Source organism: Aurantimonas litoralis, assembly GCF_026153195.1.
Classification (GTDB): Bacteria; Pseudomonadota; Alphaproteobacteria; order Rhizobiales; family Rhizobiaceae; genus Aurantimonas; species Aurantimonas coralicida.
In genome coordinates, this window is sequence record NZ_JAPFBM010000005.1 from 227729 (window position 1) to 241450 (window position 13722).

At 67.6% G+C, this 13722-nt stretch carries 17 protein-coding genes; 11 read left to right on the forward strand and 6 right to left on the reverse strand.

Going from position 1 to position 13722, the window contains the following annotated elements; translation table 11 throughout:
• Positions 1–201: 201 nt before the first annotated feature.
• Positions 202–1557 carry an ActS/PrrB/RegB family redox-sensitive histidine kinase gene (locus N7I30_RS13010; protein WP_498639371.1) on the forward strand — a complete coding sequence of 452 codons (1356 nt, stop codon included), beginning with the start codon at positions 202–204 and terminating at the stop codon, positions 1555–1557.
• A gap of 134 nt (positions 1558–1691) precedes the next feature.
• On the forward strand, positions 1692–2267 hold the full coding sequence (locus tag N7I30_RS13015; protein ID WP_188075200.1) for an ActR/PrrA/RegA family redox response regulator transcription factor: 576 nt from the start codon (positions 1692–1694) through the stop codon (positions 2265–2267).
• 22 nt (positions 2268–2289) lie between these two features.
• Here N7I30_RS13015 and N7I30_RS13020 read toward each other — a convergent pair whose 3' ends face one another.
• Complete coding sequence (locus tag N7I30_RS13020; RefSeq protein ID WP_009211102.1) at positions 2290–2799, reverse strand: MmcB family DNA repair protein; 510 nt, start codon at positions 2797–2799, stop codon at positions 2290–2292.
• 122 nt (positions 2800–2921) lie between these two features.
• Positions 2922–3320: a Cu(I)-responsive transcriptional regulator gene (gene cueR / locus N7I30_RS13025; RefSeq protein WP_009211101.1), complete on the reverse strand. Its 399-nt coding sequence runs from the start codon at positions 3318–3320 to the stop codon at positions 2922–2924.
• A 246-nt stretch (positions 3321–3566) separates the two neighbouring features.
• Here cueR and N7I30_RS13030 point away from each other — a divergent pair, with 246 nt between their 5' ends.
• The gene (locus N7I30_RS13030) at positions 3567–4292 is read left to right on the forward strand and encodes a L,D-transpeptidase (RefSeq protein WP_420804757.1); all 726 of its coding nucleotides are present in this window, start codon (positions 3567–3569) and stop codon (positions 4290–4292) included.
• A gap of 140 nt (positions 4293–4432) precedes the next feature.
• On the opposite strand, the gene N7I30_RS13035 is transcribed toward N7I30_RS13030, so the two are convergent.
• The 3 genes from N7I30_RS13035 to N7I30_RS13045 form a co-directional block, all read right to left on the reverse strand.
• Complete coding sequence (locus N7I30_RS13035) at positions 4433–5107, reverse strand: ceramidase domain-containing protein (protein ID WP_498639374.1); 675 nt, start codon at positions 5105–5107, stop codon at positions 4433–4435.
• A 22-nt stretch (positions 5108–5129) separates the two neighbouring features.
• Entirely contained in the window at positions 5130–5540 is a 411-nt protein-coding gene (locus N7I30_RS13040) for a VOC family protein (RefSeq protein ID WP_498639376.1), read from the reverse strand.
• A 112-nt stretch (positions 5541–5652) separates the two neighbouring features.
• Positions 5653–6201, reverse strand: coding sequence for a YqaA family protein (locus N7I30_RS13045; RefSeq protein WP_498639378.1), 549 nt, complete (start codon positions 6199–6201; stop codon positions 5653–5655).
• Between the two features lie 63 nt (positions 6202–6264).
• Here N7I30_RS13045 and N7I30_RS13050 point away from each other — a divergent pair, with 63 nt between their 5' ends.
• From N7I30_RS13050 to N7I30_RS13085, 8 genes are all read left to right on the forward strand, one after another.
• On the forward strand, positions 6265–6696 hold the full coding sequence (locus N7I30_RS13050; RefSeq protein ID WP_009211096.1) for a DUF2852 domain-containing protein: 432 nt from the start codon (positions 6265–6267) through the stop codon (positions 6694–6696).
• A 112-nt stretch (positions 6697–6808) separates the two neighbouring features.
• Positions 6809–7591 carry a M48 family metallopeptidase gene (locus tag N7I30_RS13055; RefSeq protein ID WP_498639380.1) on the forward strand — a complete coding sequence of 261 codons (783 nt, stop codon included), beginning with the start codon at positions 6809–6811 and terminating at the stop codon, positions 7589–7591.
• 89 nt (positions 7592–7680) lie between these two features.
• Entirely contained in the window at positions 7681–8367 is a 687-nt protein-coding gene (locus tag N7I30_RS13060) for a phosphoribosylanthranilate isomerase (RefSeq protein ID WP_498639382.1), read from the forward strand.
• Positions 8364–9584, forward strand: coding sequence for a tryptophan synthase subunit beta (gene trpB, locus N7I30_RS13065; RefSeq protein WP_024349456.1), 1221 nt, complete (start codon positions 8364–8366; stop codon positions 9582–9584). The genes N7I30_RS13060 and trpB overlap by 4 nt, the downstream gene beginning before the upstream one ends.
• A 98-nt stretch (positions 9585–9682) precedes the next feature.
• Positions 9683–10003: a divalent-cation tolerance protein CutA gene (gene cutA / locus N7I30_RS13070; protein WP_498639385.1), complete on the forward strand. Its 321-nt coding sequence runs from the start codon at positions 9683–9685 to the stop codon at positions 10001–10003.
• Position 10004: 1 nt separating this feature from the next.
• Entirely contained in the window at positions 10005–10838 is an 834-nt protein-coding gene (gene trpA, locus N7I30_RS13075) for a tryptophan synthase subunit alpha (RefSeq protein ID WP_498639387.1), read from the forward strand.
• Positions 10839–10973: 135 nt separating this feature from the next.
• Positions 10974–11918: an acetyl-CoA carboxylase, carboxyltransferase subunit beta gene (gene accD, locus N7I30_RS13080; RefSeq protein WP_498639389.1), complete on the forward strand. Its 945-nt coding sequence runs from the start codon at positions 10974–10976 to the stop codon at positions 11916–11918.
• Positions 11919–11962: 44 nt separating this feature from the next.
• Positions 11963–13297 (forward strand): bifunctional folylpolyglutamate synthase/dihydrofolate synthase, encoded by a 1335-nt coding sequence (locus tag N7I30_RS13085; RefSeq protein WP_187389944.1) that lies wholly within the window; start codon positions 11963–11965, stop codon positions 13295–13297.
• Positions 13298–13393: 96 nt separating this feature from the next.
• Here N7I30_RS13085 and trxA read toward each other — a convergent pair whose 3' ends face one another.
• A complete protein-coding gene (gene trxA / locus N7I30_RS13090) occupies positions 13394–13714 on the reverse strand; it encodes a thioredoxin (protein ID WP_483213939.1) in 321 nt (106 codons plus the stop codon).
• Between the last annotated feature and the right edge of the window lie 8 nt (positions 13715–13722).

Here is a 13722-nt window from a genome sequence, read left to right on the forward strand (position 1 = left end):
CTTCCGTCTTGATCCTGTGCGCCTTGGCGCTTCGGGACGGTAAAGGGTAAAGGACGGCCGGGTGTTCCATGATGGGAGCCGGCGCGGCACTTGGTCCCGGCTGCCCGGACACCCCGCGCGGCTTTGACCACTTTCGGCGATGCGGATGACGGGCTAGACGGTAAGTCTCCGATTTCCTTTCAAGAATAGTTGAAGCCGATCATGGACCAGGCGACCCGTTCCAGTTTCGACCTCCGCCTGCCGGCCTTCGTGACCATGATGCGCGAGAGCCAGCGGCTGCGCCTGGCGACGCTGGTGCGGCTGCGCTGGCTTTCCGTCGCCGGACAGACCGCGGCCTGCGTCTTCGTGGCCTGGGGGCTGTGGTGGCCGTTTCCGATCGGCACCTGCCTTGCGCTGATCGCCGCCTCTGTGGCGTTGAACATCTATCTGTCGATCAGCTTCCCGGCGAGCCGGCGACTGTCCTCGACGGCGGCGGCCGGCGTGCTGACCTTCGACATCCTGCAGCCGTCGGGCCTCCTGTTTCTCACCGGCGGCATCGAGAACCCGTTCACGGTGTTCCTCGTGGTGCCCTCGATCATCGCCTCGGCGACGCAGCCGCCGCTGACGACGGTGGGGGTGGGGCTCCTGGCGGTGGTCTGCACGACGGCGCTGGCCTTCTTCCACATGCCGGTGCCCTGGCCCCACGGCATGTCGCTGGAACTGCCGATCTCCTATGTCGGCGGCCTGTGGTTCGCGATCGTCACGACCCTCGTCTTCTCCTCGATCTACATCTACCGCGTGGCGGCGGAATCGCGGGCGCTCGCCGATGCGCTGAGCGCCACCGAACTCGTCCTGCAGCGCGAGCAGCATCTGTCGGCGCTCGACGGTCTGGCCGCCGCCGCCGCCCACGAGCTCGGCACCCCGCTCGCCACCATCGCCCTCGTCGCCAAGGAAATGGGTCGTTCGGTGCCGGCCGACGATCCGCAGCGCGAGGACGTGGATCTGCTGGTCGAGCAATCGGAGCGCTGCCGCACGATCCTGCGACAGCTCAGCTCCCTGTCCTCGTCGAGCGAGACCCATCTGGCGCGTCTGTCGGTGATGTCGCTGATCGACGAAGTGGCCGAGCCGCACCGCAATTTCGGCGTCGCGCTGAAGGTCGAGACGGTCGAGCGCGACGGCGCCGAGCCAGTCGCCCGCCGCAATGCCGGTATCGTCTACGGCCTCGGCAACATCGTCGAGAACGCGGTGGACTTTGCCGATGGCGAGGTGGTCATCCGCGCCGGCTGGAGCGAGAGCCATGTCTATATCGAGGTGCTGGACGACGGGCCGGGCTTTGCCCCGGAAATCCTCGACCGGATCGGCGACCCCTACATGTCGGACCGTGATTCCACGGAGCGCAACACCGGCGGCGGTCTCGGCCTCGGCGTGTTCATCGCCAAGACGCTGCTCGAACGCTCCGGCGCCTCGATCACCTTCGCCAACCGGGCAAGCCGCGGCCGCGTCGCCAACGGCGCCGTCGTGGTGATCTCTTGGCCGCGGGACATCTTCCTGTCCAACCGGCCGGCCAATCGCGATTGACGCAGCGGCAGAACGGGGGTGGCGAGCGCCGGATGCGTACTTCGGTCGCATGCCGATTACCGGTTCCGGCGGGTGCAAGCCGTTGAAGGCGTGTGCCCGGCGCTCCATTTCCCGGACAAAGGAAAGGAACGCCGATGTTGACCGAAACTGTAGGGACTGCTCCTGAGCGGTCGTTTCTGCCGCAGGGTGACCGATCGCTGCTTCTGGTCGATGACGACCGCCCGTTCCTGCAGCGTATGAGCCGGGCGCTCGAGCAGCGCGGCTTTGATGTGGTGACCGCCGAAAGCGTCGAGGAAGGGCTTGCCGCCCTGAAACGCTCGGCACCGGCCTGCGCCGTCGTCGACATGCGGCTGGCCGACGGCAACGGGCTCGACGTGATCGAGGCGCTGCAGCGGGCCCGTGAAGATGCGCGGGTCGTGGTGCTGACCGGCTACGGCAACATCGCCACCGCCGTCACCGCCGTGAAGCTCGGCGCCATCGACTATCTCGCCAAGCCCGCCGATGCCGACGAAGTGATCGCCGCGCTCAGCCGCAAGGCCGGCGACCGCGCCGCGCCGCCTGAGAACCCGATGTCGGCCGACCGGGTGCGCTGGGAGCATATCCAGCGCGTCTACGAATTGTGCGACCGCAATGTCTCCGAGACTGCCCGCCGGCTGTCGATGCACCGCCGGACCCTGCAGCGGATCCTCGCCAAGCGCGCGCCGCGCTGAGCACGGCACCCAGCGGCGGCGGTCAGTCCGCCTCCGTCTCTCCGGCCATGCCGGTCATGAACGGATTGGCCGCCCATTCCGCCTGTACCAGGCGGTCGGCAGCCAGCCGTGCGAAACGCAGCGTCATCGCCTTGCGTGTGGCCGGCGCAATCCGGTCTTCCGGCGCCTCGCGCAGGATTTCCGCGCCGTAGCCATCCGACACGATCAGCCCGCAGCTTTCGGGAAAGATGTCCGCCGGCACACCCGGATGGGTCGCGAAGAACAGCCGGTCGCAATGCTGCAGATAATCCGGCCATTTCCGGTCCACCCGGAAATCTTCGATCGAGGTCTTGATCTCGACGATGGTGATCTCGCCCTTTTCCGACAGGCAGACGAGGTCGGCCCGGCGGCCGGACGCCAGCGCCATTTCCGGCAGCAGCGACACCTTGCGCGCCAGCATCAGGCGCTGCACGCCCCGGCGCACCATCATCGCACGCTCGGACTGGCGACCGTCGACCAGCGGGTCGACGCGGAAGGGGGATACGATCGGCATGATCGAGACCTAGCCGAGCCGCGACGCTCTCGGCAAGCAGAAACGCGAACAAACCAGAAACGCGGCGGGACGTCGCAGCCACGCCCCGCGGTACTGATACGCCGACGATGCGAAGGCGTGGCTCAGCGGCCGGTGCGGTCCCCGGAGATCTCCTCGAGGATCGGGCAGTCCGGGCCGTCGTCGCCGTGGCAGCGTTCGCTGAGGTCGGCAAGGGCGCGTTTCAGCGATTGCAGCTCGGCGATCTTGCGGTCGATCTCGGCCATGCGGGAACTGGCCATCGACTTGACGTCTTCGCTGCGCCGTCCCTCGTCCTCGTAGAGCGAGATCAGCCGTCGCGCTTCCTCGATGGTGAAGCCGAGCGAGCGCGAGCGCTGGAGGAACCGCAGGAGATGCACATCGCGATCGCCGTAATTGCGATAGCCGTTGATGGCCCGGGACGGTTTGACCAGCCCGACTTCCTCGTAATAGCGGATCGTCTTGGGGGGGAGGCCGGACAGCCGGGCCGCCTCTCCGATGTTCATCAAAAAGCCCTCGTAGCTCAGGTTGCGAACGTCCCAGAGTGCGCCTGAGATGTCGCGGCGGCCGCTGCCGTCAACTGTCACCAAGCGGCAACAAAGCCTTCGTTAACCAACGTCGTGCTTCCATCGCGTATTGCCTGACGGATGGACGCGGACTAACGAGGAGACGGCTACAGATGGTCGGCGCTCCTCCGGTGCGCGGTTCGTTCGGCGAACTGATCCCATCCCACCCCGAACATGGCATTTTCGATGACGAGCAAACGTTCCCTTCTCCTTGGTGCCGCGGTCCTCTCGCTGGCCGTGGCTGCCGGTTGCGCGAGCAACCAGCGCGCATCGTTGGCGCCGTCCGGGGTCTCCGCCTACACCGCGCCGACCAGCCTGCCGAACGAAGGCAGCCTCGGCGCCACTTCGGCGCTGGGCTATTCGGCCGTCGTCGATGATGGCTACGCACTGCCGGCGATCCCGACCGACAAGATCGATCCCGAGTATCTGCGCCAGCGCGTGTCCTTCCCGGAAGGCCGTGAATACGAACTGGGCACGGTCGTGGTCGATACGCCGAACCGCTTCCTCTACGTGGTCGAGGCCGACGGCATGGCCATGCGCTACGGCATCGGTGTCGGCCGCGCCGGATTCTCCTGGGCTGGCGACGCCAACATCCGCGCCAAGCGCTCCTGGCCGAAGTGGTTTCCGCCGGCCGAGATGATCGACCGCAAGCCGGATCTCGAGCCCTATCGCGACGGCATGGATCCCGGCCTGACCAACCCGCTGGGCGCCCGCGCGCTGTATCTCTACCAGAACGGCAAGGACACGCTGTTCCGCCTGCATGGCACGCCGGAATGGTGGACGATCGGCACCGCCGCCTCGTCGGGCTGCATCCGTCTGATGAACCAGGACATCATCGACCTGTACGAGCGCGTTCCGATGGATGCGCGCGTCGTGGTCAAGCAGGGCAAGGAGCGCCTCGCCGCTCGCTGAGCGGAGGCGCTGTCTCCGGCGATCCGTCGCCGGACACCAGTTTACAGGGCGGGGGACCGCCAGGGCCGGATGCTTCGGGGGAGGCGTCCGGCCTTTTTTTGTCCTGCGCTGCCCGGCTTTGGGAGAGACCGTGCCGCGTCTCAGCGTCCGGTCGCTCTGGCCGCATCGCTGACGGATCGGCGGCCCGCCACGGCGGCGGCCAGCAGCAGCCCCAGCGTCACCGCGTTGAGGACGTGCCAGAGGAAGTGCGTGCCGAGGGGCCAGTCCGCACAGAGCGGCGCGTCGGCCATGCGCAGGGCGAGCGAGACTGCAAAGACCGTTCCCGCCGCAAGGACGGCCGGCCCCGCGCGATGCCGGGTTGCGGCCAGATAGCTGCCGATCCCAAGCATGGCGAGAAGCGCCGGCACGTAGCCCGCCGAGGAACCGACCATTCCTGCGAAGAGCGGCTCCGAGAGGATCGAGGCGCCCAGAAAGCCAGCGGTGCCGAGGCCGGCCGCCCAGCGGCCGAGCCCGACGAGGCGGTGCAGCGCCAGGAAGAAATAGGCGTAGATGAACAGCGCGATCGGCAGGACGTCGGCAAGGCTCGACCAGCGGTTGGCGAAGGTGTGGAACAGGAACGAGCCGATGCCGATGATGGCCACGAGGCCGGCCAGCAGAAGCACGGGCCGGTCCGATCCGCCGGCCCAGCGCCACAGTGCAATGCCGGCGGCGGCTGCGACGAGGAAGGCCAGGTTGGAGACCGCGTTCAGCGGCTCGCCCCAGAAGCCGGCTTCCAGCCGCTCGCAATAGGCATCGATCGGTTGCGTCCAGTCCATGGCCGCGCCGTCGCGCCAGGCCCTATTGTCCGGTGCGCCAGGGATCGTAGGTGCCGAAGTTCCAGAGTTGGCCCTCGGGATCGCGGCAGGCGAATTCCTTCGAGCCGTAGCTCTTCTCCTGCAGATCCGCGACGATGGTCGCGCCGGCCGCCTGGACCGCCTCGTAGAGATGATCGATGTCCCTGACGACGAGATAGGGGCTCTGGGTGACCGCCGCGTCGGGCCGGGCGGGCACCTGCAACGCACCGAAATCGTCGTCCCGGACATCGCCGACCATCACCATGCCGTCGCCGTGGACGAGTTCGGCGTGCAGGATGCTGCCGTCGGTATCCTCGTGGACGGCGTGGCGGCTGAAGCCGAGTGTGTCGCAAAGCCAGGTGATCATCTTGCGGCAATTCTCGTAACGGATGGTGGGAATGACGGTCGATGGCATCGCGGCTCCTCCCTTGCGACGAGGATAGCATCGTAGCCGCGTTCCGGCGTCCGGGTCATCAAAATTTCATACCCGTCGACGCGATCCCGCGGGCCGTAAGCGGACGTCGGCGTCAGAGGCCCGGCCAGGCGAGCGTCGCGCCGGCGACCGCCGCGTAGCGGGCGAACTTGCCGATCGCGACAAGGATCGTGAACCGCAGCAGCGGCACCCGCAGCACGCCGGCGATCACCGTCAGCGCATCGCCGCCGAGCGGCCACCACGCAAGCAGCAGGGTCCAGACGCCGTAGCGGTTGAAGAACCCCGTGGCCCTGTCGAGATGGCGCGGTGGCACCGGAAACCATCGGCGGTCGGCATAGTGCAAGAGGAAGCGGCCGCAGACCCAGTTGACCACCGAGCCGAACGTGTTGCCGACGCCGGCGACGACGACCAGCAGCCAGGGCTCGCCGACACCTTCGGCAAGCAGCGCGACGAGCACGATCTCCGAGGCGCCGGGCAGGAGCGTCGCGGCGAGGAAAGCACTCCAGAACAGGCCCGCGCAGGCGGCGAACAGCGTCATCCCGAGACCGCCGGGCGATCCGAAAAACGCGCGCACCAGCGGTTTTTCGCGGATAGGAGATTGAACGCCGTTTCGCCAGTCACCATGTTGAGGATACTGCAGCAAGACATGTCGAAGCCCCCGCGATGCCTCAGCGTCGCGGCCATTTTCGAAAGGAACGTGACTGCGATGACTTCGCGAGCTTTGATTCGTCCGGCATGGACGCCGGCCACGATTGCCCTGATGGTTGGCGGTTTCATGATCTTCTGGCCTCTCGGCCTGGCGATGCTGGCCTACATCCTCTGGGGTGACCGTTTGGACGGCTTCAAGCGGGACGTCAATGAGACGACGGACCGCCTGTTCGGCGGCCTGAAGCGCGCCGGCGGGGGCAGCCCCTTCGGCGCCCCGCGGACCGGCAATGTCGCCTTCGACGACTGGCGGGAGAAGGAACTCAGCCGCCTCGACGAGGAGCGCCGCCGCCTGCACGAGGCCGAGGCCGAATTCGCCGCCTATGCGCGCGAACTGCGCCGGGCCAAGGACCAGCAGGAGTTCGACCGCTTCATGGCCGAACGCGGCAAGCGCCGCGACGAGGGCCCGGTGGTCGACGGCCAGCCGGCCTGACCGTGACGATGGCGCCCGGGCTGGCCGTGCGCTCATGAAAAAGACGGCGGCGTCCCCTGGGCGCCGCCGTTTTTCGTATCGTGACGGTGTAGACTGCGATTCGAACGGCGGCGTGCTGCTGCCCATCCCTGTTCGGCTGCCGATGTCCTTCCTCTTTCCCCGTGCCAAGCCACGCGTCTCCGCGATCCCCGAACGGCTCGATCTCGCCGGCGGCCCGGTCGCCGTGACGGTCCGGCGCAATCCCCGCGCCAAGCGGATGATCCTGCGGCTTGCTCCCGGCGCGTCCGGCGTTGTCGTGACCGCGCCGCGCCAGGTCTCGGGCCGGGCGATCGCCGAATTCCTGGAGCGGCATCGCGGCTGGGTCGAGGAGCGCGTCGCGCGGGCGCCGGGGCAGGTGGTCGTTGCCGACGGCGCGACGATTCCGTTTCGCGGCGGTACGCTGCGCCTCGTGTCGGCGCCGGAGCGCCGGGCGTCGCGCTTCGAGACGGTCGACGGGGAGGCGTGTCTTATGGTCGGCGGCGCGCCGGAGCACTTCGTGCGCCGCGTCGTCGATACGCTGAAGCGCGAGGCGCGGCAGGACCTGCAGGCGGCGGTGGATCGCCACGCGGCGACCGTCGGCCTGCGACCACGTTCGATGGCGTTGAAGGACACCCGCAGCCGCTGGGGCTCCTGCACCATCGACCGGCGGCTGGCCTTTTCCTGGCGCATCGTCATGGCCCCGCCGGAGGTTCTCGACTATCTCGCCGCCCACGAGGTGGCGCATTTTCGCGAGATGAACCACGGCGCGTCGTTCTGGGCGCTCTGCCGCGAGCTTTGCCCGGGCATGGACCACGGCCGCGACTGGCTGAAGCGCCACGGGGCGGGCCTGCACGCCATCGATTGTTCCGGCGCCTGACCCGCGGTTTTGCCGCATCCTTTACAGGCCGGGGCGAGAGGCGCGATAAGGGCGCCGAGAGTGCGATCCGACCTTCGGGAGTACGGCTTTTGCGAGCCTTCGACGTCAAGATCTGCGGACTGTCCACGCCCGAGACCCTCGCGGTGGCGCTGGAGCGTGGCGCAAGCCATGTCGGCTTCGTGCATTTCGCGAAAAGCCCGCGGCATATGGACGTGGGGCCGATGGCCGAACTCGTCGCCAAGGTCGACGGCCGCGCCGAGACCGTGATCGTCACGGTCGATCCCGACGATGCGCTGCTCGAGCGTTTCGCCCGTGACGTGAAGCCGGACTGGCTTCAGCTGCATGGCCGCGAGACGCCGGAACGGGTGCGCGAGATCAAGGCGCGCACCGGGCTGAAAGTGATGAAGGCGCTGCCGGTGGCCGCCGCCGAGGATCTCGCCGCGGTCGCGCCCTATGCCGGCGTCGCTGACCGTATCCTGCTCGATTCCAAGCGCCCCAAGGGCTCCGACTTGCCGGGCGGCAACGGCGTTTCCTTCGACTGGACGTTGCTTTCGGCCGCCGGGTCGGGCCTTGACCCGCAAATGGCCTATATGCTCTCCGGAGGGATCGACGCCGACAACGTCGCCGAGGCCGTCAGGATCGCCGATCCGTCCGGCATCGACGTCTCGTCCGGCGTCGAGAGCGCCCCCGGCGTCAAGGATGCCGGCCGCATGCACAGCTTCTTCGATGCGCTGGATCGCCTTGGCGAGCCGGCGAGAAAGGCACGAGTCTCGTGAACCAGCCGCTGACCCCGAATTCCTTCCGCGCCGGACCCGACGAGGAAGGCCGCTTCGGCATCTTCGGCGGCCGTTTCGTCGCCGAAACGCTGATGCCGCTGATCCTCGATCTGCAGGAAGCCTGGGAGACGGCCCGCGTCGATCCGGCGTTCAAGGCCGAGCTCGACGGGCTGAACACCCATTACACCGGCCGGCCGTCGCCGCTCTATTTCGCCGAGCGGCTGACCGAGAAGCTCGGCGGCGCCAAGATCTATTTCAAGCGCGACGAGCTGAACCACACCGGCTCGCACAAGATCAACAACTGCCTCGGCCAGATCCTGCTCGCCCGCAAGATGGGCAAGACCCGGATCATCGCCGAGACCGGCGCCGGCCAGCATGGCGTGGCGACCGCCACGGTCTGCGCCCGCTTCGGCCTGCCCTGCGTCATCTACATGGGCGCGACCGACGTCGAGCGGCAGTCGCCCAACGTCTTCCGCATGAAGCTCCTGGGCGCCGAGATCGTGCCGGTCACCGCCGGCCACGGCACGCTGAAGGACGCCATGAACGAGGCGCTGCGCGACTGGGTGACGAATGTCGATTCCACCTATTACCTGATCGGCACCGCCGCCGGCCCGCATCCCTATCCGGAGCTGGTGCGCGAGTTCCAGTCGGTGATCGGCAAGGAGACCCGCGAGCAGATGATGGCCGCCGAAGGGCGCCTGCCGGACATGCTGGTGGCCGCCGTCGGCGGCGGCTCCAACGCCATTGGCCTGTTCCATCCCTTCCTCGACGACAAGGATGTCGCCATCGTCGGCGTCGAGGCGGGCGGCAAGGGTCTGGAGGGCGAGGAGCACTGCGCCTCGCTGACCGCCGGCTCCCCCGGCGTTCTCCACGGCAACCGCACCTATCTGCTGCAGGACGACGACGGCCAGATCAAGGAAGGTCATTCGATTTCGGCCGGCCTCGACTATCCGGGCATCGGGCCGGAGCATTCCTGGCTGAAGGATTCCGGCCGGGTGGAATATGTGCCGATCATGGACACCGAAGCGCTCGAGGCCTTCCAGCTCCTGACCCGCACCGAGGGCATCATCCCGGCGCTGGAGCCGGCCCACGCGCTGGCCGAAGTGGTCAAGCGCGCCCCGACCATGGGCAAGGACCAGATCATCGTGATGAATCTCTGCGGGCGCGGCGACAAGGACGTCTTCACCGCCGCCAAGCATCTCGGGGTCGAGCTCTAGACTGCCGGACGGGCCGCCGCGATCGGCGGCCCGGTAATCGGATTGTCCTCAAACCAAGCTGACAACGCTGGACGAGCCAGCGAGCGAAGCGAGCCTGCATGACCGACATCGTCGAAATCCACGTCACCTGCCCCTCGCTTGAGGAAGCGCGGGAACTGTCGCATGTCCTGATCGACGGCCGCTTCGCGGCCTGCGTCAATATCGGCAAGGAAATCGACAGCCGCTATGTCTGGCAGGGCAGCAAGGAGCGCCACGACGAGTGGCCGCTGACGATCAAGACCACGGCGGACCGGTTCGACGCCTGCGCGGCGGCGATCCGCGAACACCATCCCTATGACACGCCCGCGATCTTCGGCTTCAAGGTCGACTACGTGGACGCGGCGACCGCCCAATGGGTCGCCGAGGTGACGAAAGCCTGACATGACGACACGCATCGAAGACCGGTTCCGCGCACTGAAGGAAGAGGGTCGCCCCGCCTTCGTGACCTTCGTCATGGCCGGCGATCCCGACCACGAGACGGCGCTGGAGATCGCCCGGGCACTGCCGGCGGCCGGCGCCGACATCATCGAGCTCGGCATGCCCTTCTCCGATCCCATGGCCGACGGCCCGGCGATCCAGAAGGCCGGTCTGCGGGCGCTCCAAGCTGGCGAGAGCCTGAAGAAGACGCTGTCGCTGGTGCGAGCCTTCCGCGAGGGCGACCAGACCACGCCGATCATCCTGATGGGCTACTTCAACCCGATCTACATCTACGGCGTCGAGCGCTTCGTTCCCGACGCGCTGGAGGCCGGCGTCGACGGGCTGATCGTGGTCGATCTGCCGCCGGAGATGGACGACGAGCTCTGCCTGCCGGCTCTGCAGAGTGGGCTCAACTTCATCCGTCTCGCGACCCCGACGACCGACGACAAGCGCCTGCCGGCGGTGCTGAAGAACACCTCCGGCTTCGTCTATTACGTCTCGATCACCGGCATCACCGGCTCGGCCGCCCCCGATGCGGACAAGGTCGCTGCCGCGGTCGGTCGCATCAAGAAGCACACCGACCTGCCGGTCTGCGTCGGTTTCGGCGTCACCTCCGCCGACCAGGCGCGCGAGATCGGCAAGGGCGCCGACGGCGTCGTCGTCGGCTCGGCGATCGTCAAGGCGATCGAGCAGTCGCTGGAGAACGGCCGCGCCACCGCCCGCACGGTCAGCGACGTGCGCGACCTCGTCGGCGAGATCGCCGGCGGCGTGCGTGCCGCCCATCTTGCCAAGTCCTGAGCGGGCGACCATGTCCGGGGCGTGACGCGCCCTGTCGACAGGGACGCATGACCGCCTAATTCCTGCGGCAGCGATTGCGCTGCCGCCCCTTGCCGGCACCGGCTGCCGGACCGATTTTGCCACGGGACAAGTGCCTTGAACTGGATCACCAACTACGTTCGCCCGAAGATCTCGAGCCTCCTCGCCACGCGCGAAGTGCCCGAAAACCTCTGGATCAAATGTCCCGAGACAGGCGAGATGGTCTTCCACAAGGATCTGGAAGCCAATCAGTGGGTGGTGCCGTCCTCCGGCTTCCACATGCGCATCCGGGCACGCGACCGGCTGAAGGCGTTTTTCGACGACGGCGCCTTCGAGACCATCGAACTGCCGAAGGTGGCAGTCGACCCGCTGAAGTTCCGCGACTCCAAGCGCTATGTCGATCGGCTGAAGGAATACAAGGGGAAGGCCGAGATGGACGACGCCGTGCTGGCGGCGCGCGGCAGCCTCGAGGGCGTGCCAGTGATGGCCATCGTCCAGGACTTCGCCTTCATGGGCGGCTCGCTCGGCATGGCCGCCGGCGAGGCGATCATCAAGGGCTTCGAGACCGCCATCGCCGAGCGGCGCCCGGTGGTGCTGTTCGCCGCCTCCGGCGGCGCGCGCATGCAGGAGGGCATCCTGTCGCTGATGCAGCTGCCGCGCACCACGGTCGCGGTTGAGATGCTGAAGGAGGCGGGACTGCCCTACATGGTCGTCCTGACCAATCCGACGGCCGGCGGCGTGTCGGCCTCTTACGCGATGCTCGGCGACGTCCACATCGCGGAGCCGGGCGCGGTGATCGGCTTTGCCGGCGCCCGCGTCATCGAACAGACGATCCGCGAGAAACTGCCCGAGGGCTTCCAGCGCGCCGAGTATCTGATGGCCCACGGCATGGTCGACATGGTCGTGCATCGCCACGAATTGCGGCCGACCATCGCCAATCTCCTGAAGCTGCTGACCCGGCAGCCAGCCGAAGCCGTCGAGGAGGAAGCGGTCGTGGCCGAGCCCGTCGAGGCGATGGGGTCCGAGCCAGTCCAGACGCCGGAATCGCAGGCCGCGGGCTGAGCGACCTTTTTGCATCGCTCCCCGCACTGGCGTAATTCTTTCCGATGACAACGACCTCGCTGGCCGCCGCCGAAATCGACGCCCTGATGCTGAAGCATCCGAAGGGCTTCGACCTGTCGCTCGACCGCATCCGCCGGCTGCTGACCGAACTCGGTGAGCCGCAGCGCAAGCTGCCGCCGCAGATCCACATCGCCGGCACCAACGGCAAGGGCTCCGTCACGGCGTTCTGCCGGGCCATCCTCGAGGCCGACGGCCAGGCGGTGCACGCCCACACCTCGCCGCATCTCGTCAACTGGCACGAGCGCTACCGCATCGGCCGCAAGGGCGAGCCCGGGGCCCTGGTCGACGACGCGATGCTGGCCGAGGCCGTGGCCCGCGCGGCGAAGGCCAATGCCGGCGCGCCGATCACCGTCTTCGAGATCCTCACCGCGGTGACGTTCCTGCTGTTCTCGGAAAATCCCGCCGACGCGGTGCTTTTGGAAGTCGGGCTCGGCGGCCGCTTCGACGCCACCAACGTCATCGAGAAGCCGGCCGTCACGGTCATCACCGCGATCTCGCTCGATCACCAGTCCTATCTCGGCGACCGCGTCGAACTGATCGCGGCGGAGAAGGGCGGCATCATCAAGCGCGGCGTGCCGGTGGTGCTGGGCCAGCAGAACGAGTCGATCGCGCTGGAAGTGCTGACCTCCATGGCCGACCGCGCCGGGGCGCCGCTGCTCGTCTACGGCCAGGACTTCTTCGCCTATGAGGAACACGGACGGCTGGTCTATCAGGACGAATCCGGCCTGCTCGACCTGCCGATGCCACGACTGCCGGGACGCCATCAGCTGACCAATGCCGCGACCGCCATCGCCGCGTTGCGCCATGGCGGTTTCGCACCGGCCGACAAGGCGATCGAGGCGGGGCTTTCCCATGTCGAATGGCCGGGACGGATGCAGCAGATCGCTTCGGGGCCGCTCTACCGGGCGGCCTTTCCGGGCTCGGAGCTGTGGCTCGACGGCGGCCACAATCCCGGCGCGGGCGCGGCCATCGCCGAGACCCTCGCCGATCTGGAGGAGCGGGTCTCGCGGCCGCTGTTCCTCATCGTCGGGATGATCAACACCAAGGACCCGACCGGCTTTTTCGCGTCCTTTGCCGGCATCGCGCGGCATGTCTTCACCGTGCCCGTCGGCTCGTCGGACGCGGGCATCGACCCCGATGATCTGGCCGAGGCGGCGATCGACGCGGGTCTCGACGCCGAGCCCTGCGACAGTGTCGAGGAGGCGATCCGGCTGGTCTCCAGCAGCTGGGACGACAGCCGCGCGCCGCGCTTCCTGATCTGCGGTTCGCTCTATCTGGTCGGCGACGTCCTCTCCAGCAGCGGTCTCGCCCCGCGCTGAACTCCTGCGGTCTGTGAGCCCATCACACAAAAAAGGCCCGGGCGATCGACCCGGGCCTTTTTCAATTCATCGCGATGGCGCTGGACGCTGAGCCGTTCAGGCAGCGCCCTTGTTGATCCAGTCGACGAGCTTCGACTTGGACTGCGCGCCGACCATCGTGTCGGCATGCTCGCCATTCTTGAAGATCATCAGCGTCGGGATCGAACGCACGCCGTACTGGGCGGCGATATCCGGGTTCTCGTCGATGTTCACCTTGGCGATCCGGACATTGTCCATCTCGCTGGAGATTTCCTCGAGGCTCGGCGCGATCATCTTGCAGGGCCCGCACCACTCGGCCCAGAAATCGACGACGACGGGCTTGTCGCTGCCGAGGACGTCGGTCTGGAAATTGCTGGTGTCGATCTTTGTCGTGGCCATGGTCGGCT